Source organism: Pseudomonas sp. P1_A1 (assembly GCF_056406935.1).
Map to the genome: position 1 here is coordinate 519,102 of NZ_JBFTZE010000001.1, position 18,697 is coordinate 537,798.

The window sequence follows — 18,697 nt, forward strand, 5'->3', positions numbered from 1 at the left end:
CAGGAAGATGCACACGGTCGGGTTCACTCAGATCAGACAATTGCGCTTGGCGAAATCTCGCAGGTGCACTGCTGCATTCACCCCCAGTTTCTCGATCAAACGGGTCTTGTAGGTGCTGACGGTCTTGTGACTCAGGTGCATAAGCTCGGCGATGGCCTTGTTACTCATGCCCTGGGCCAAATAGCGCAGGATCGTCAGTTCGCGGTTGGAGAGTTTGTCGATCATCTCTTTTTCGCTGCGTTGCCGGGGGTCCTGCGATCCCGCAGGCAGACGCGCGAAATAGGTGTAACCGGACATGACGGCGTGCACGGCCTTTTGCAATTGACTYAGGACATTGGTCTTGGCGACGTACGCCATGGCCCCGGCGCGCATGCAACGTTCTTGAAAAAACAGCGGATCCAGGGAGGTGAAAACCAGTACCAGACATAACCAACCATTGGCCTTGATCCGGTCCAGCAGCTCCAGCCCGTCGCCACCGGGCATCACCAGATCCAATATCACCAGATCGACTGCATGCTCACGAAGTATCGACAAGGCCTCGCCAACACTGGACGCCTCAAAAATGATTTTGAAGCCTTCCCGCTCCAGTACAAGTGTGACTGCGGCACGTACCACCGGATGATCGTCCACAATCAGCACTTTCTTCATGGCAATTCCTTTGCAAAAACTCAACGATTGCCCGCCGGTAACCGCCGGGATAGACGCAGCGGCTGCGCAATGACTGTTGCACGGAAAGCAGGAGAAATGTACCTATCAGAAATGATAGTACCGACGAACGGTAACCCTGAACTCAACCCATCCGTTGTCGACTCCGCTCCTGATCCAGTGGCGATGCAGCTTCACACGCAGGCGGATCGATGAGCTCCATCAGCCGTCGAATGGCGGCTAAACCCGGCAGCGCCGCGTGGTCGTCGTAGATCAAGGCGTGGTGAACCTGGCGGTTATCGCGGAAGAACCCGGACAAATCCAATGCCCCACCCGCCAGTGAGGCATTGATGACCACCAGGTCGAACGGCTCGCAACCGTACTCGACCAGGTTCAGCATCTCGGCAAGGCTTTGTACCGGGGCCACTCGGTAATAACCGAGCTGATTGAACAACCGCTCGGTTTTCAGCCGGTGAAAATGCTGTTCGTCGGCGATCAGGATGCGTAAGGCTTTGTTGGTCATCGCGGGCCTCCAGGTCAATGGCTGATGAGAGAGGCGGCAAGGCTACGGAAGACTCGTGAAGCGTTCTGTAGGACTTTTCCTAAAAATAGAGGGCTCTGTCCGACTTAAAGATCAGCCTTTGTAGGAGCTGGCGCAGCCTGCGATCTTTTGATTTTTTCAAAGCAAGATCAAGAGATCGCAGCCTTCGGCAGCTCCTACAATTTGGCAGCATTACTGCCAGCCAAACCGCCGAATATAGAAACCTTTCACCGCCTGGGTCAGTGCCATGTACGCCAGCAGAATCACCGGCAGGAACACGAAATACAGTGACGGCAGCGCCTGCAGTTTGAAGTAATGCGCCAGCGGCCCCATCGGCAGGAAAATCCCCACGGCCATGATAATGCCCGTCATCACCAGCAGCGGCATGGCGGTGCGGCTTTGCAGGAACGGGACCTTCGGCGTACGGATCATGTGCACGATCAGCGTCTGGGTCAGCAGCCCGACCACGAACCAGCCGGACTGGAACAGGGTCTGGTGGTCCGGGGTATTGGCATCGAACACGTACCACATCAAGGCAAAGGTGCTGATGTCGAAGATCGAGCTGATCGGGCCGAAAAACAGCATGAAGCGCCCGACGTCCGCTGGCTGCCAGCGTTGGGGCTGTTTCAGCATGTCTTCATCGACGTTATCGAACGGGATGGCGATCTGCGAGATGTCGTAGAGCAGGTTTTGCACCAGCAGGTGCATCGGCAGCATGGGCAGAAACGGGATGAACGCACTGGCCACCAGCACCGAGAACACGTTGCCGAAGTTCGAGCTGGCGGTCATTTTGATGTACTTGAGCATATTGGCGAAAGTCCGCCGCCCTTCCAACACGCCCTCCTCCAGCACCATCAGGCTCTTTTCCAGAAGAATGATGTCCGCCGCTTCCTTGGCGATGTCCACCGCGCTGTCCACCGAAATACCGATGTCGGCAGTGCGCAGGGCCGGCGCATCGTTGATGCCGTCGCCCATGAAGCCGACCACATGGCCGTTGCCCTTGAGCAGGCGCACTATGCGCTCCTTGTGCGACGGCGTGAGTTTGGCGAAGACGTTGGTGGTCTCCACCGCCACCGCCAGCTCGGCGTCGCTCATGCGTTCGATGTCGTTGCCCAGCAGCAGGCCTTGCTGCTCCAGCCCGACTTCGCGGCAGATTTTCGCGGTCACCAATTCGTTGTCGCCGGTCAGCACTTTCACCGCCACACCGTGCGCGGCCAAGGCTTTGAGTGCCGGTGCGGTGCTTTCTTTCGGTGGATCGAGAAAGGCCACGTAGCCGATCAGCGTCAGCGCCTGTTCATCGGCCAGGCTGTAAGTGTCGCGGCCCTCGATCATCGGCCGCGCCGCCACCGCCACTACCCGCAGGCCTTCGGCATTGAAGGTGGCGGTGACCTGGCGAATGCGCGCCAGCAATTCATCGCTCAGCGCCTCGTCGGCATCGCCGTGGCGCACCCGGGTGCACACCGCCAGCACTTCTTCCACCGCGCCTTTGCAGATCAGCAGATGCGGCTGATCACGCTCAGCCACCACCACCGACATGCGCCGACGGGTGAAGTCGAACGGAATCTCGTCGACCTTGCGAAACGCCGTGCCGACTTTCAGTTCACGGTGGATCTCCACGTGCTCCAGCACGGCCACGTCCAGCAGGTTTTTCAGGCCGGTCTGGTAGTAGCTGTTGAGGTAAGCCATTTCCAGCACGTCATCGGAATCGTTGCCCCAGACATCGACATTGCGCGCGAGGAAGATTTTGTCCTGGGTCAGGGTGCCGGTCTTGTCGGTGCAGAGCACGTCCATGGCGCCGAAGTTCTGGATCGCATCGAGGCGTTTGACGATGACTTTTTTGCGCGACAGGAACACCGCGCCCTTGGCCAGGGTCGAGGTGACAATCATCGGCAGCATTTCCGGGGTCAGGCCCACGGCGATCGACAGCGCGAACAGCAACGCTTCGGTCCAGTCACCCTTGGTGAAACCGTTGATGAACAACACCAGTGGCGCCATGACGAACATGAAGCGGATCAGCAACCAGCTGACCTTGTTGACCCCGGTCTGGAACGAAGTCGGCGCACGATCGGTGGCACCGACCCGCTGCGCCAGCGCGCCGAAATAGGTGTTGTTGCCAGTGGTGAGAATCAGCGCCATGGCCGTGCCGGACACCACGTTGGTGCCCATGAACAGGATATTGTCGAGGTCCAGCGGGTTGTGGGTGTGGTTGTCCTGCTGACGAGGGAATTTTTCCACCGGCATCGATTCACCAGTCATCGCGGCCTGGCTGACGAACAGGTCCTTGGCGTTGAGCACTCGGCAATCGGCAGGAATCATGTCACCGGCCGAGAGCACGATCAGGTCGCCCGGCACCAGTTGCTTGATCGGCAATTCGAGGCGTTGCGCACCGTTGTTCGCCACCTCCCGACGCATCACCGTGGCGGTGTTGCTGACCATCGCCTTGAGCGCGTCGGCGGCCTGGTTGGATTTGGTTTCCTGCCAGAAACGCAGCAAGGTCGAGAGCACCACCATGGAGAAAATCACGATGGCGGCTTTCATGTCTTCGGTCAGCCAGGAGATCACCGCCAGCAAGGTCAGCAGCAGGTTGAACGGGTTTTTGTAGCAGTGCCACAGGTGCGTCCACCACGGCAGCGGTTGCTCGTGCTCGACTTCATTGAGGCCATGTTGCTCGCGCCGGGTATCGGCTTCGGCTTCACTCAGGCCGTCGGTGTGGCTGCCGAGGTTTTCCAGCAATTGATCGGTGCCGCTGTTGGCAGCGGCGACCAGGGTTTGCGCGAGCGTCGGCGGGACTTCACGGCTGACCGTGGTGTCGGTGAAGCTTTCCAGCAACGCCAGTCGACGGAAGTGCCGGGCGATGTGACGGTTTCGCAGGAATCCGGCGAAGAATTCTTTCAGCCAGGTCAGGTTCATGGCAGTGCCCCCCAGGGTCAGCCGGGAAACCGTCGAGCAGGCGTGTCGAGGCGCTGCGATGACGACACGGGGTCGAACATCACACGCTGTTCAGCGTCGATGAGAGGACGTCGGGAGTCGGGCCAAACCGGCCACGATCGGGATGCCGCTGCTCGCTTTACGGCGAGACAACGGCACAAAAAGGCTGCGCGTTATCTTGCCGGGAAAATGCCGGTTACCGAGACCGGCCGACAACTGTCACTCGAACAAGTACCCACTGTGGGTCTCCGCTAATTGATGAAAACGCGCGAAGCTTACGCCGCGATATCCAGAGAGTAAACGCTGCGCAGGGGTGTTGCGGGGGGAATCGCGGGGTTCTTCAGGAAGGGTTCAGCTTTCTGGATGATCGTTCCCACGCTCTGCGTGGGAACGATCAACACAACCGCAACAAATCTCAGCTGGCAGTCGCCAACAACAAATCCTTCACCGACCGGCCATGCCCACGGAATTTGCCATGGTCATACAACGAGCCAGCGATTTCATCGGCGCGGATCGGCAGGATCGACAGCAAGGTGTCGCTCAAGCCGTGGCTGGCCTGGCAGAAGCCCTGCATATAGATGCCGGCCTTGCAACGCTCGTCGGTGATCAGCCTGTAGTTGCGATCGACCTCAAAATCGCCGAGGTATTGCTCCAGCGGCGCCAACAGTTTGCGGTGCATCTGCCGCTCGTAACCGGTGGCCAGCACCACGGCGTCGTAGCGGTGAACCCTGACTTCGCCCGTGGCGTTGTTGCGCATCGCCAGCTCGATACCGCGCTCGGTGGCGGTGGCTTTTTCGATAGTGGTCAGGGTGCAGAACGCATGGCGCGCGATGCCCGAGACTTTCTGCCGGTAGAAGATCCCGTAGATGCGTTCGATCAGGTCGATGTCCACCACCGAATAGTTGGTGTTGTGGTACTCGTTGACCAGACGCTCGCGTTCACTGCTGGCCTGCTGGAACACCAGGTCGGTGAACTCCGGCGAGAACACTTCGTTGACGAAGGGGCTGTCATCGGCAGGTTTCAGGGCCGAGCCGCGCAGGATCATGTCCACCTGCACCGACGGGAAGCTGTCGTTGAGGTCGATGAAGGCCTCCGCCGCGCTCTGTCCGCCGCCGATGATCGCGATGTTCATCGGTTGGTTGTTCAGGCATGGCTGCTTGGCCATGCGCTCCAGGTACTGGGAATGGTGGAACACCCGACCGTCATCCTTCAGTGCCTTGAACGCTTCGGGAATGCGCGGTGTACCGCCGGCGCTGACCACCACCGAACGGGTGGTGCGCACATGCTGCAAACCCTGAGTATCACGCGAGATCACCCGCAGCGCCTCGACCTGCTGGTTGTGCAGCACCGGCTCGATGGTCAGCACTTCCTCGCCGTAGCGGCTCTGCCCGGTAAATTGCCCGGCGACCCAGCGCAGGTAGTCGTTGTACTCCATGCGGCACGGATAGAAGGTGCCGAGGTTGATGAAGTCCACCAGACGACCGTGGTGCTTGAGATAGTTGACGAAGGAATACGGGCTGGTCGGGTTGCGCAGCGTCACCAGGTCCTTGAGAAAAGAAATCTGCAGTTCGCTCTGGGTGACCAGGGTGTTGCCGTGCCAGCGGTAGTCCGCCTGCTTGTCGAGAAACAGCACATCCAGCTCGCCCTGGCTCGGCCCGCGCTCTTGCAGGGCGATGGCCAGGGCCAGGTTCGAAGGGCCGAAACCGACGCCGATCAGGTCGTGAACGATGGGCGATGCAATTGCCTGTGTCATTTCCAGTGTCCTCTGGATAAACCCCACAGCTGCGGGGATAAAGCCTGGGTGACCTGACCGGCCTTTGGCGGCAGCAGATCGTCTGTTGAATAGGAACGAGGACAATGAAAAAAAATTTAACGAGGACTGATTTAAGCGACGTGCCACTGACGCATGCGCACCCGGCAATGCTTCATGGCATTGACGATGTGCTTTTCCACCAGCGCTTTGGAAATACCCAGGTGCTCGGCGATTTGCGGGTGGGACAGGCCTTCGATCTTGCGCAGCAGGAAGCTCTCGCGACACAGCCGTGGCAACTCCGCCAGCGCGCGCTGCAGCATGTCCAGGCGCTGACCGTGATCGAGGCTGTTGTGGGGCGACGGGATGAAGTAGCGCTCTTCGCTGTCGAGCACCTCCAGGGGTTCGACCTGTCGCAAGGCATTGCGGCGGTGGTCGTCGATCACCAGGTTGAGCGCGGTGCGATAAAGGAACGCCCGGGGTTGTTCGATCGGCGTGTCGCTGGAACGCTCCAGTACCCGCAGATACGCGTCATGCACCACATCTTCGGCCACCTGACGGTTGCCTAGCTTGGCGTTCAGGAAACACACCAGCTCGCGATAGTAGTTTTCCAACATGACTCCCGGCCGCACAGGGTGCGGTTTCTATCCTTGAGCCAGATCCGCGACCACCAGATAGGCAGTGGCACGATGATGGCGATTTCGAGTGTGTAATTTATAGTAATTCTCATATAGATTTAAAGCGCTGTTTCCATTTGCCTGCTAAATAGTGCTGTCCTATACCTTTGACTTTGTCTGTCACTCAACGCCTCAACGCTTAAATTCCCCGCCTCTTCCCTCGTTTACAGGACAGCTCCCCGTGTCTGTCGGCCCTCCGACAGCGTTCAGCTGTCGCCAGGTTTCGCGCGCCAGCTGAACGACGGGCCGAATCCTATTGGCCGGAACCCTGCATGAAACGTCCCCGTCACACCCGACGCGCCCTGCTTGTAGCCCTTTGTCTGATCCCCGTTATCGCCGTCGCAGCCTGGCAGGTTTTGCCTGCGGGTCGTGATCGATTCGCCACGGTCCAGGTCGCTCGCGGCGACATCGAAAGCAGCGTCACGGCATTGGGAACCCTGCAACCACGGCGGTATGTCGATGTCGGTGCCCAGGCTTCCGGGCAGATCCAGAAGATCCATGTGGAGGTCGGTGACGTGGTCAAGGAAGGCCAGCTGCTGGTGGAAATAGACCCTTCCACCCAACAGGCCAAACTCGACGCCGGGCGTTTTTCCATCGACAACCTCAAGGCGCAGCTGCAGGAGCAACGGGCACAGCACGACCTGGCCCGGCAGAAATATCAACGCCAGCAGAACCTCGCCGCCAGCGGCGCGACACGGGACGAAGACGTGCAAACGGCCCAGGCCGAACTGCGCACCACTCAAGCGCGCATAAACATGTTTGAAGCGCAGATCCGCCAGGCCCAGGCCAGCCTGCGCAGTGATCAGGCCGAACTCGGCTATACGCGCATTTACGCACCGATGAGCGGAACGGTCGTGGCCCTCGATGCCCGGGAAGGCCAGACCCTCAACGCCCAGCAGCAAACGCCGCTGATCCTGCGCATTGCCAAACTGTCGCCAATGACGGTCTGGGCCGAGGTTTCGGAGGCTGATATCGGCCACGTCAAACCCGGCATGAGCGCCTGGTTCACCACGCTCAGCGGCGGTAAACGGCGCTGGAGCAGCACGGTGCGGCAGATTTTGCCGATACCGCCCAAACCGCTGGACCAGACCAGCCAGGGCGGCGGCAGTCCGGCCAGTTCCAGTAAAAGCGGGACGGCCCGCGTGGTGCTGTACACGGTGCTGCTGGACGTCGACAACGCCGACAACGCGCTGATGGCGGAAATGACCACCCAAGTGTTCTTCGTTTCCAGTCAGGCAAAAAACGTCCTGACCGCGCCGGTCGCAGCCTTGCAGGGCGGCCCGCAGGCCGACAGTCAAACGGCTCGGGTGGTCGCCAACAACGGCAGCATCGAACAACGGACCGTGCGCACCGGCATCAGCGATCGCCTGAAGGTGCAGATCCTCGACGGACTGGCCGATGGCGATCACCTGTTGATCGGCCCCGCCGACGGCAGCGGAGGTTGAATGCAAACGCCTCTGATCGACCTGCAGGACATTCGTAAATCCTACGGTGGCGGCGACGCGCCTGAAGTTCATGTGTTGCGCGGCATCGACCTGTCGATCCATGCCGGGGAATTCGTGGCGATCGTCGGTGCTTCCGGCTCCGGCAAATCGACGCTGATGAACATCCTCGGCTGCCTCGACCGACCAACGTCCGGCGAGTATCTGTTCGCCGGCGAAAACGTCGCGGCACTCGACAGCGATGAACTGGCCTGGCTGCGCCGCGAAGCGTTCGGTTTCGTGTTTCAGGGTTACCACCTGATTCCGTCCGGCTCGGCCCAGGAAAACGTCGAGATGCCGGCGATCTACGCCGGCACCCCAGCGGCCGAACGCCACGCCCGCGCCGCCGCCCTGCTCGACCGTCTGGGCTTGGCCGAGCGCACCGGCAACCGTCCGCACCAGCTCTCCGGTGGCCAGCAGCAACGGGTGTCCATCGCCCGCGCATTAATGAATGGCGGCCACATCATCCTCGCCGACGAACCCACCGGCGCCCTCGACAGCCACAGCGGCGCCGAGGTCATGACACTGCTCGACGAATTGGCGAGCCAGGGCCATGTGGTGATCCTCATCACCCACGACCGCGACGTGGCGGCCCGGGCCAAACGCGTGATCGAAATCCGTGACGGCCTGATCATCAGCGACAGCGCCCGCGACAATCCCGCCGCACAGGCCTCGGCCAATCCCGGTGCGCTGCAAGCGGTGGATTTGCGCAAGCGGCTGAGCGAAGGCAGCGAGGCCACCGGTGCCTGGAAAGGCGAATTGGTGGATGCGATACACGCGGCCTGGCGGGTGATGTGGATCAACCGCTTCCGCACCGCCCTGACGCTGCTGGGGATCATCATCGGCGTCGCCTCGGTGGTGGTGATGCTGGCCGTCGGCGAAGGCAGCAAGCGTCAGGTCATGGCGCAGATGGGCGCGTTCGGCTCGAACATCATTTACCTCAGCGGCTCCGCCCCCAACCCGCGCACGCCGCCGGGCATCGTGACCCTGGATGACGTCGCGGCGCTGGCCAGTTTGCCGCAGGTCATGCGGATCATGCCGGTCAACGGCGCCGAAGCCGGGGTGCGCTTCGGCAATCTCGACCATCTGAGCTACGTCGGCGGCAATGACACGAATTTTCCGGCGATCTTCAACTGGCCGGTGGTCGAGGGCAGTTACTTCACCGAGGCCGATGAACGCAACGCCGCGGCGGTCGCGGTGATCGGCCACAAGGTGCGCAGCAAACTGCTCAAGGACGTCGCCAACCCCATCGGCCAATACATCTTGATCGAAAACGTGCCCTTTCAGGTCGTCGGTGTGCTCGCGGAAAAAGGCGCCAGTTCCGGCGACTCCGACAGCGACAACCGGATTGCCGTGCCCTACTCGGCCGCCAGTGTCCGGTTGTTCGGCACCCACAACCCCGAATACGTGGCCATTGCCGCGGCCGATGCGCGCAAGGTCAAAGAGACCGAAAAGGCCATCGAGCAGTTGATGCTGCGCCTGCACGACGGCAAACACGATTTCGAACTGACCAACAATGCCGCGATGATTCAGGCCGAGGCGCGCACGCAAAATACGCTGTCGCTGATGCTCGGTTCGATTGCGGCGATCTCGCTGCTGGTGGGCGGCATCGGCGTGATGAACATCATGCTCATGACCGTGCGCGAACGCACCCGGGAGATCGGTATCCGCATGGCCACCGGCGCCCGTCAGCGCGACATTTTGCGCCAGTTCCTCACTGAAGCGGTGATGCTCTCGGTGGTCGGCGGGATCGCCGGCATCGCCTTGGCGCTGATCGTCGGCGGCGTATTGGTGCTCAGCAAAGTCGCGGTGGCCTTTTCCCTGGCGGCGGTCATCGGCGCCTTCGCCTGCGCACTGATCACCGGCGTTGTCTTCGGCTTCATGCCGGCCCGCAAAGCTGCCCGGCTCGACCCGGTCACGGCCCTTACCAGTGAATGATCGATCTATGAAACCGCAACTGAGCCTGTTGACCCTTTGCCTGCTGCTCGGCGCCTGCAGCCATCCGGCTGCGCGCCCGGACAGCGGCATTCAACCACCGGCGGCCTGGCAATCGCCACACGATGAAAATGCTTCCCGGACAAGCCGGCAATGGTGGACGCAGTTCGGCAGCCCGCAGCTTGATCGCCTGATCGAACAGGCGCGCGTCGGCAGTTATGACCTGGCCGCCGCCATCGCTCGGGTGCGCCAGGCCCGGGCCGACACAGTGATTGCCGGCGGCTCGCAGTTGCCGGAAATCAAGGCCGGCATGAACGCCAACAGGCAGAAATTGCTGCGCGGCAACGGCTACAGCCAACTCGATGCCGACAGCAGCAACAATGCCGTGGACTACTTTGACGCCAACCTCAGCGCCAGTTACGAAATCGACTTCTGGGGCGGCAAACGCGCGTCCCGAGACAGCGCGCAGTTCGGGCTGCGCGCCAGCGAGTTCGATCAGGCCACGGTTGAATTGACCTTGCTCAGCGGGGTAGCCAACAGCTACGCGCAAGCCTTGTCGCTGGATGAACAAAGTCGCATTGCCGCGCTGAACCTGGCCAACGCACAGAACGTTTTGAAACTGGTGCAGACCCGTTTCGACTCAGGCTCGGCCACCGCACTGGAACTGGCGCAACAGAAAAGCCTGGTGGCGGCGCAACAACGGCAACTGCCGCTGATTCGCCAGCAAGCCGAGGACGCCCGGATCAGCCTCGCCGCCCTGCTTGGCCGGCCGGTTCAGCAACTACCACCCAGTCAAGAATCCTTCGAGCAACTGCAATGGCCTTTAATCGATGCCGGGTTGCCCAGCGAACTGCTCAGCCGCCGCCCGGACATTGCCCGCGCCGAAGCGCAATTGGCCGCCGCCCAGGCCAACGTCACGGTCGCACGCGCGGCCATGTTGCCCGCCGTGACCCTCAGCGCCGACATCGGCTCGGGCGCCAACACGGCCAGCGATATTCTGCGCAGCCCGTTCTACAACCTCACCGCCGGACTGGTCGCACCGATCTTCAATAACGGCCGCCTCGGTGCCGAGCGCGACAAGGCCACGGCCCGCCAACAAGAACTGCTGGAGGCCTATCGAGGCGCGATCATCAATGGCTTTGCCGACGTTGAAAAAGCCCTCAACAGCATTCGCGGCCTGGATGAGCAGCGGCGATGGCAACGCGAAGAGCTGGACCAGGCCCAGGCCGCGTTCAACATTGCGCAAAGCCGCTATCAGGCGGGCGCCGAGGATTGGCTGACGGTGCTGGAGACACAGCGCACGCTGTATGCGGCGCAGGATGCGAATGTGCAACTGCGATTGTCGAGGGTGCAGGCGAGCATTGCGTTGTACAAGGCGCTGGGTGGGGGGTGGCAGGTGCTTTGATCGAGGTTATCTGTCATCAAAAACTATGTGGCGAGGGGGCTTGCTCCCTTGCCACAAGTGCCTGGCTTACGACCTCAGCGGCTTGACCTTCAGATTCCGCGCATACCACGGCCGTTGCGGCACCCGCCGGAACAAATCCGCGAGTTTCTTTTCATCAGAGCCGAAGGTGATGCGCAACGCCAGCTTCATGGTTTCCGGGTCCATTTCCACCGACTTGCCGACCTGCAATCCCGGCGTGGTGCTGCAACCGTGGGTGCTCGGGCCGAGCCACGGATCATCGACTTCAACCCAGCGCCCCGGAGCGAACCAGGGCACGCCATTGACCTCAAGCCGACTGAGTTCCCCCGGATGGAAACGCTCGTGGGCGCGGAACCAGTCTTCCAGGCGATCGTCGATCCAGCCGTGGAAATGCCAGAACACCGGGTTCACGTGGGATGAAAACGGGTCACCGAGGAAGTCGTTTTCCGGCGCATACCAACGCGCGGAAAAGTCCGCCGGATCCCGGGCGAAAGGCACCGGCTGACCGTTGGAAGGATCGCGTGGCACCGAGGCCCAGCGCATGTGCAGCCAGTCGTGCAGCCCCAGCTCGACCTCCGAACCGAACTGCCCCAGGGTCAGCTTCGACAGATAACGCGGATCGCGGTAGCGGGATTCCCACACCTGAAAATTGCTGTGATAGGTCTCGGCAGTTTTGATGTCGCTGACCCACTGGGTGTACTCGGTGTCTTCGGCGGCCAGCCAAGTGGGCGGCAGCGCCGTGCCATCGTGATTGTCGAAATAGCGGGCGAAGCCCTGACGGTCGCGTTCAAGCTCCGGCTGCGGCATCGGAAAGTTCGACCAGGACGGCAGGTCCTGCATCGAACGCGCCGTGCCGAGCATGTGCCGGTGCATGAAGAAAAAGTCGATCCCCGAGCCATTACGGTCTTTGCGCGGCCCCCGGGCATCGCGCTCATTGCCTCGCGGGCCCGGCTGCCAGCCGATGCCGCGCAAGGCGCCCTGTTGGTCCTTGGAGAGTTTGTGCCATTTGTCCCGCGAGGCGTGCCAGAGCTGGTGGAACAAACGGTGCTCGGGGGAGATCAGCCACGCCAGCAACGGCGGATTCAACCCCACACGCTCACGGGCTTCGGGAAACAGCCGTTTGCGCGCGACAAAACGATTGTCCAGTTCCAGCAAACCGAGCGGGCGATCCAGGCGCAGGATCCGCCCGCTGAGGGTGCCACTGCCGGCATTGCCGAAATCGGCCCAGACCTCATCGAGCGTGACCGCCAGTTCATAAGCCGGTGCGCCGTTGGCCGATTGGGTGTCGACCAGGCGCCAGTACAGCTGTCTGGCGTCCGGCGACACCAGATCGCCAATCACCCGGTAACGCGGCTCGGCTGCGCTGCGTAACTGCCGGGCGGTATCGAGACAGCCACGCAGGCCACGGCCGCGCTGGGCGATGTCGAGAAACAGCTCCAGCCCGTGCTGCGGTAAACCGTCGAGGCCCGCTTGCGAACCTTCAAAGCGGATTTCCCAGATACCTCGCAGCGAGTTGGCCAACTGCTGACCCGCGGTGTCCGCGAGGTCGACCGTCGCTTCGCCGGGGGTGATCGTCGGGTCCGGCTTCGTCCATTCGCGATGCCCATAATAAGCCGCAGGCACGGCAGCGCCAGTCAGCGCCAGGCCTGCCATGAACCATCGTCGAGAAATCGTCATTGCCCTACCTGTGTCAGCCATGAAGCAGGCTTTATCCAAGCTAGAACGTTTGTTATCCCGACAAATTTATGGAGGGCCTTAAAAGATCGCAGCCTTTGGCAGCTCCTACGGGTATACGCCGTGCCTTTGTAGGAGCTGCCGAAGGCTGCGATCTTTTCGAGGCCACCTAAATTCCCTGGCCAGCCACTCGTTCCTCCCAGATAGCAAAGGCCCCTGCGCCTGCACCGGGGCGGCGAACCTGACAGAGATGGCAATGACAAAACCACGTTCGAAAAAGGCTCTTTACATCGGCCTGCCGCTGGCCCTGGCGATCAGCGCCGGTGCCGGCGTCGCGGTCTGGTATTACGGGTTCAAGGACAACCCCGGTTACCCGATCAAGGTCATGCAACAGGCCGACGAGTTGCACGAGCGCATGCTCTCCTTCGATAGCCACATCAGCCTGATGCAGAACTTCGGCACCCAGGGCAATGAAGCCGACAAGGATGGCGAGGGCCAGTTCGACCTGGTCAAGGCCAACCGCGGACGCCTGTCCGGCGCGGCCCTGACGATTTTCGGCTGGCCGGAACTGTGGAATGGCGCCAACGCGCCGCACAAGCCCACCGCCGGTTTTGTCGAAGAGGCACGCAACCAGCAGGAGATCCGCTACAAGATTATTTCCGGGATGGTCCGCGACTTTCCCAATCAAGTTGCCATCGCCTACACCCCTGACGATTTCCGTCGTTTGCACGGTGAAGGCAAGTTCGCGATTTTCATCAGCATGCTCAACGCCTACCCGCTGGGCCACGACCTGAACCTGCTGGACCTGTGGACGGCACGCGGCATGCGCATGTTCGGCTTCAGCTACATCGGCAATAACGACTGGGCCGACTCTTCGCGCCCCTTGCCGTTTTTCAACGATTCGCCAGATGCCCTCGACGGCCTCTCGGACCTGGGCAAGCAAGCGGTACATCGCTTGAATGACCTGGGCGTGATCATCGACGTGTCGCAAATGTCGACCAAGGCCCTGGAGCAAGTCGCGCAATTGAGCCGCACGCCGATGGTCGCCTCGCACTCGGCGCCACGGGCGATGGTCGATATCCCGCGCAATCTCAGCGACAAGGAAATGCAGCTGATCAAGAACAGCGGTGGCGTGGTGCAGGTGGTCGGCTTTTCCCAATACCTGCGCCCGCTGACCCAGACCACCCAGGACAAACTCAACGAACTGCGCAAAGCGTTCGACCTGCCGCCCCTGCCGAACCTCGCCATGGCATTGATGCCGGGCGATCCGGTCATCGCTGCCTGGCCCGAGAAAAAATTCGGCCAGTACGCCAGCCGTCTCTACGCGATTCTTGAGGAAGAGCCCAAAGCCAGCCTCAAGGACCTCGGCGACGCCATCGATTACACGGTGCGAAAAATCGGCATCGATCATGTCGGCATCAGCTCCGACTTCAACGAAGGGGGCGGCGTCAAAGGCTGGGAAAACGTCGCTGACATTCGCAATGTCACGGCGGAACTGATCTCCCGTGGTTACTCCGAGGCTGACATCGCCAAGCTCTGGGGCGGCAACTTCCTGCGGGTCTGGGACCAGGTGCAGAAAGCCGCCAAGCCGGCGCTGATTTCACAACAAGGCACGAGCACACCATGAGCGATCGTCGCACTTTTCTGAAACAGGCGGGGATCCTCGCCGCCGGCCTGCCCTTGACGGCCGGCCTGGGCAACGTCGCCAGCGCCACGCCAGTGCCCTCGCCGCCTCGGGACAAATGGGCGCAACTGCGGCAGCTGTTCGACCAGGATCCGGACTACCTGCACTTCTCCAATTTTCTGATTACCTCGCACCCCAAGCCAGTGCGTGAAGCGATCGAGATGCACCGTGCCGCCCTCGATAAAAACCCCGGGCTGGCGATGGACTGGGACCTGGGTGTGATCGAGCAGCGTGAAGAAGAGGTGCGTGTCTGGGCCGGTCGTTACCTGCAAGCCAATGCCAGACAGATCGCGCTGACGGGCAGCACCACCGAAGGCCTGGCGATGATTTACGGCGGCGTTCATGTGCGCCCCGACCAGGAAATCCTCACCACGACCCACGAGCATTACGCGACCCACACCATTCTCGATCTGCGCACCCAGCGGGACGGCACCCGGGTGCGCAAGATCAGGTTGTTCAAGGATCCGCAGACGGTGTCCAAAGCCGAGATCCTGGCCTCGATCGAGCAGAACATCAAACCGCAAACCCGTGTACTCGGCATGACCTGGGTGCACTCCGGCAGTGGCGTGAAACTGCCGGTCGCTGACATCGGCGCGCTGGTGGACAAGCACAACCGCAATCGCGCCGAGCACGACCGCATTATTTACCTGGTCGACGGCGTGCACGGCTTTGGTGTCGAGGACTTGAGTTTTCCCGCCATGAACTGCGACTTCTTCATCGCCGGCACCCATAAATGGATGTTCGGTCCCCGTGGCACAGGCATCGTTTGCAGCCGCAGTGAACAGGTCAAATACGTCACGCCGATCATCCCGACCTTCTCCGAAGCCACAGCGTTCTCCACCACCATGACACCGGGCGGCTACCACTCGTTCGAGCACCGCTGGGCGCTGAACGAAGCCTTCAAGCTGCATTTGCAATGGGGCAAGGCCGATGTTCAGGCGCGTATCCATGCCCTGAACAGCCATATGAAAAAACGCCTGCAAGCGCACTCGCAGATCGAACTGGTCACGCCTCTGAGCCCCGAGCTGTCGTCCGGCTTCAGCTTCTTCCGGGTCAAGGGCCAAAGCAGCGACAAGATCGCCGCCTGGCTGATGCAAAACCGCGTGATCGCCGATGCCGTGGAGCGCGACGTGGGCCCGGTGATTCGCACGGCGCCGGGGCTGCTCAACACTGAAGCTGAAGTCGACCGCTTCATCGCGTTGCTCGGCAAACAGCTCTGATCGCCAGCCCCCCTGACTCCTTTCAACTTTTTATCGAGAGCAATGATGAACAGTGAGCTGCGTAGCTTTTCCTTGAAGACGCTCCCCGCACTGGCCTTCGCCGCCGTGGTCGCAGGCCTGCTGCCGGGCGCCGCTCAGGCTGCCGCACCCGCCCCGCCCGGCAAGGTGTTCAAGGACTGCAAGGACTGCCCTGAGATGGTCGTGCTGCCCACCGGGACCTTCACCATGGGCACCCCGGACAATGAAGTGGGCCGCGAGCCCGACGAAGGTCCGTTGCACCCGGTGACTTTCGCCAAACCGCTGGCCATCAGCCGCTTTCAGGTGCTGGCCGGCGAGTGGGACGCGTACCTGCGCGACAGCGGTTACCTCATGCCCGACGGCGACACCCGGCCGGGCCGCGAGTGCAAGGCTGGCGTGCCGCGCTATGAACGCACGGCCAGGCATCCGGCGGTGTGCATGAACTTCCCCGAGGTCAATGCCTACGTGGCCTGGCTCTCGAAGAAGACCGGCAAGCACTATCGACTGGTCAGCGAATCGCTGCGTGAGTATGCCGCCCGAGCAGGCAGCAGCGGCCCGTTCCCCTTCCCGTTCGATGAAGGCAAGGAATACAGCATCGCCAAACACGCCAATACCTACGGCGCCGCCGATGGCTACAACTTCACCTCACCGGCGGGCAGTTTCCCGGCCAACGCCTTCGGCGTGTACGACATGCACGGCAACGTCTATGAGTGGACCGCCGATTGCTACAACGACAACTACGTCGGTGCACCGAGCGATGGCAGCGCCTGGTTGACCGGCGAATGCACCGCCCGGCGCATTCGCGGCAACGACTGGGGTGAAGCACCGGTGTTTTCGCGTTCGGGCAACCGTAATGCCACCTACCCCGATACCCGTGGCGACTGGATCGGTTTTCGCGTCGCGCGGGATCTTTGAGGCTCCCACCTCCTGTCGCATGACCCGCAACAAACCCGTGCGCGGCTAAATCGCCGCCCACGGGTTTCGTCTTTTAAGCAGCCAAACTCTTGAACCTTTGCCCTTTAGCGGCACTTGAAGCGGAAACTTCCATGACCTCAAAATCCCGCGGAGCCTTCAGTGAAGTCCTCGGCCTGCTCAGGCCTTTCCGGGTCATCGTTGTGGTGTCGATCATGCTCGGCATGCTCGGTGGCCTCAGCATCACCGCGTTACTGGCGACCATCAATGACGCGCTGAACGCCGCCGACGCCCCGTCGACCCGGGTGTTGGCAACGTTTATCGGCCTGTGCGCAGTGGCGTTGCTGACGTCGATCCTGTCGGACATCGGCACCAACCATGTCGGGCAGCACATCATTGCCGGGCTGCGTAAATCCCTGGGGGAAAAAGTCCTGTTGGCACCGATCGAACAGATCGAGCGCTTCCGCAGTTATCGACTGATTCCGGTGCTGACCCATGACGTCGACACCGTCAGTGATTTCGCCTTTTCCTTCGCGCCGCTGGCCATTGCGTTCACCGTCACCCTCGGCTGCCTGAGCTACCTGGCCTACCTGTCGTTGCCGATGTTTGCCTTGCTGCTGGTGGCCCTGGTGATCGGCAGCGCGCTGCAATACGTGGCCCGGGCCAAGGGCATCAAGGGTTTCCAGGCGGCTCGCGAAGCCGAGGACGAACTGCAAAAGCACTACAGCGCGATTGCCGCCGGTGCCAAGGAACTGCGCATCCATCGTCCGCGCCGCCAACGCATGTTCAGCCAACGCATCGAAGGCACCGCTGATTTCATCTGCAACACGCACATCCGCGCGGTCAACACCTTCGTGGTGGCCAAGACCCTTGGCTCGATGCTGTTTTTCGTGGTGATCGGCCTGGCGCTGGCCCTGCAATCGCTGTGGCTGGGCACCGATAAAGCGGTACTCAGCGGGTTCGTGCTGGTGCTGCTGTACATGAAAGGCCCGATGGAATACCTGGTCACCACCCTGCCGGTGGTCAGCCGCGCCAACATTGCGTTCAAGCGCATTGCCGACCTGGCGGAGCAGTTTTCCTCGCCGGAACCGCACCTGCTGCTGAGTGACAAAGACGCGCCCAAACCGGTGGTCGAACACCTTGAAATGCGCGACGTGCATTTCGCCTTCCCGACGGTGGACGGCAGCAAGCCCTTCGCCCTCGGGCCGGTCAACCTGTCCATCGCCCAGGGCGAGATCGTGTTTATCGTCGGCGAGAATGGCGGCGGCAAGACCACGCTGATCAAGTTGTTGCTGGGGCTGTATGCGCCCCAGGGCGGGGAAATCATCCTTAACGGTAAGCCGGTCCTGGCGCATAACCGCGACGACTATCGCCAGTTGTTCACCACGATTTTCGCCGACTACTACCTGTTCGACGAATTGGTGCAAGGCGAGCAGAACGTTCCCGAAGACGCCAACCGTTACCTGGAACGCCTGGAAATCTCGCACAAGGTCAGCATCCGCGATGGCGCCTTCAGCACCACCGACCTGTCCACCGGCCAGCGCAAACGCCTGGCCCTGTTGAACGCCTGGCTGGAAGAACGCCCGGTGCTGGTGTTCGACGAGTGGGCGGCCGACCAGGACCCGGCCTTCCGGCGCATCTTCTACACCGAGCTGTTGCCGGAACTCAAATACCTGGGCAAGACCATCATCGTCATTTCCCACGACGACCGTTACTTCGATGTCGCCGACCAATTGGTGCGGATGGAAGGCGGCAAGCTCGTCGCGCAAAAAAAACCGTTGGCGACCGCCTGAACGATCCACCGCCGAC

The 18,697-nt window shown here is 61.4% G+C and carries 13 protein-coding genes; 7 read left to right on the forward strand and 6 right to left on the reverse strand.

Annotated features, from left to right (window positions below; all coding sequences use genetic code 11):
* Nucleotides 1-27: 27 nt before the first annotated feature.
* From AC1D2Q_RS02450 to AC1D2Q_RS02470, 5 genes are all read right to left on the reverse strand, one after another.
* The gene (locus tag AC1D2Q_RS02450; protein ID WP_477812129.1) at nucleotides 28-648 is read right to left on the reverse strand and encodes a response regulator; all 621 of its coding nucleotides are present in this window, start codon (nucleotides 646-648) and stop codon (nucleotides 28-30) included.
* A gap of 142 nt (nucleotides 649-790) precedes the next feature.
* Nucleotides 791-1,168: a response regulator gene (locus AC1D2Q_RS02455; protein ID WP_477812130.1), complete on the reverse strand. Its 378-nt coding sequence runs from the start codon at nucleotides 1,166-1,168 to the stop codon at nucleotides 791-793.
* A gap of 210 nt (nucleotides 1,169-1,378) precedes the next feature.
* Nucleotides 1,379-4,096 (reverse strand): magnesium-translocating P-type ATPase, encoded by a 2,718-nt coding sequence (gene mgtA, locus AC1D2Q_RS02460; RefSeq protein ID WP_477812131.1) that lies wholly within the window; start codon nucleotides 4,094-4,096, stop codon nucleotides 1,379-1,381.
* 433 nt (nucleotides 4,097-4,529) lie between these two features.
* Entirely contained in the window at nucleotides 4,530-5,867 is a 1,338-nt protein-coding gene (locus AC1D2Q_RS02465) for a lysine N(6)-hydroxylase/L-ornithine N(5)-oxygenase family protein (RefSeq protein WP_477812132.1), read from the reverse strand.
* A gap of 131 nt (nucleotides 5,868-5,998) precedes the next feature.
* On the reverse strand, nucleotides 5,999-6,481 hold the full coding sequence (locus AC1D2Q_RS02470) for a sigma-70 family RNA polymerase sigma factor (protein WP_477812133.1): 483 nt from the start codon (nucleotides 6,479-6,481) through the stop codon (nucleotides 5,999-6,001).
* Nucleotides 6,482-6,813: 332 nt separating this feature from the next.
* Here AC1D2Q_RS02470 and AC1D2Q_RS02475 point away from each other — a divergent pair, with 332 nt between their 5' ends.
* The 3 genes from AC1D2Q_RS02475 to AC1D2Q_RS02485 are packed head-to-tail and all read left to right on the forward strand — an operon-like array spanning nucleotide 6,814 to nucleotide 11,362.
* Nucleotides 6,814-7,986 (forward strand): efflux RND transporter periplasmic adaptor subunit, encoded by a 1,173-nt coding sequence (locus AC1D2Q_RS02475; protein WP_477812134.1) that lies wholly within the window; start codon nucleotides 6,814-6,816, stop codon nucleotides 7,984-7,986.
* Complete coding sequence (locus tag AC1D2Q_RS02480; RefSeq protein ID WP_477812135.1) at nucleotides 7,987-9,960, forward strand: MacB family efflux pump subunit; 1,974 nt, start codon at nucleotides 7,987-7,989, stop codon at nucleotides 9,958-9,960.
* A 7-nt stretch (nucleotides 9,961-9,967) separates the two neighbouring features.
* Entirely contained in the window at nucleotides 9,968-11,362 is a 1,395-nt protein-coding gene (locus AC1D2Q_RS02485) for an efflux transporter outer membrane subunit (protein ID WP_477812136.1), read from the forward strand.
* Nucleotides 11,363-11,428: 66 nt separating this feature from the next.
* Here AC1D2Q_RS02485 and pvdP read toward each other — a convergent pair whose 3' ends face one another.
* Entirely contained in the window at nucleotides 11,429-13,057 is a 1,629-nt protein-coding gene (gene pvdP, locus AC1D2Q_RS02490) for a pyoverdine maturation tyrosinase PvdP (protein ID WP_477812137.1), read from the reverse strand.
* 253 nt (nucleotides 13,058-13,310) lie between these two features.
* On the opposite strand from pvdP, the gene pvdM reads away from it, so the two are divergent.
* The 4 genes from pvdM (at nucleotide 13,311) to AC1D2Q_RS02510 (ending at nucleotide 18,681) form a co-directional block, all read left to right on the forward strand.
* Nucleotides 13,311-14,681: a pyoverdine-tailoring dipeptidase-like protein PvdM gene (pvdM, locus tag AC1D2Q_RS02495; protein ID WP_477812138.1), complete on the forward strand. Its 1,371-nt coding sequence runs from the start codon at nucleotides 13,311-13,313 to the stop codon at nucleotides 14,679-14,681.
* Nucleotides 14,678-15,958, forward strand: a complete 1,281-nt coding sequence (gene pvdN / locus AC1D2Q_RS02500; protein WP_477812139.1) for a pyoverdine-tailoring periplasmic protein PvdN — start codon at nucleotides 14,678-14,680, stop codon at nucleotides 15,956-15,958. The genes pvdM and pvdN overlap by 4 nt, the downstream gene beginning before the upstream one ends.
* A 45-nt stretch (nucleotides 15,959-16,003) precedes the next feature.
* On the forward strand, nucleotides 16,004-16,891 hold the full coding sequence (gene pvdO, locus AC1D2Q_RS02505) for a dihydropyoverdine dehydrogenase (RefSeq protein WP_477812140.1): 888 nt from the start codon (nucleotides 16,004-16,006) through the stop codon (nucleotides 16,889-16,891).
* A 131-nt stretch (nucleotides 16,892-17,022) separates the two neighbouring features.
* Nucleotides 17,023-18,681, forward strand: a complete 1,659-nt coding sequence (locus AC1D2Q_RS02510) for a cyclic peptide export ABC transporter (RefSeq protein WP_477812141.1) — start codon at nucleotides 17,023-17,025, stop codon at nucleotides 18,679-18,681.
* Nucleotides 18,682-18,697 lie beyond the last annotated feature (16 nt).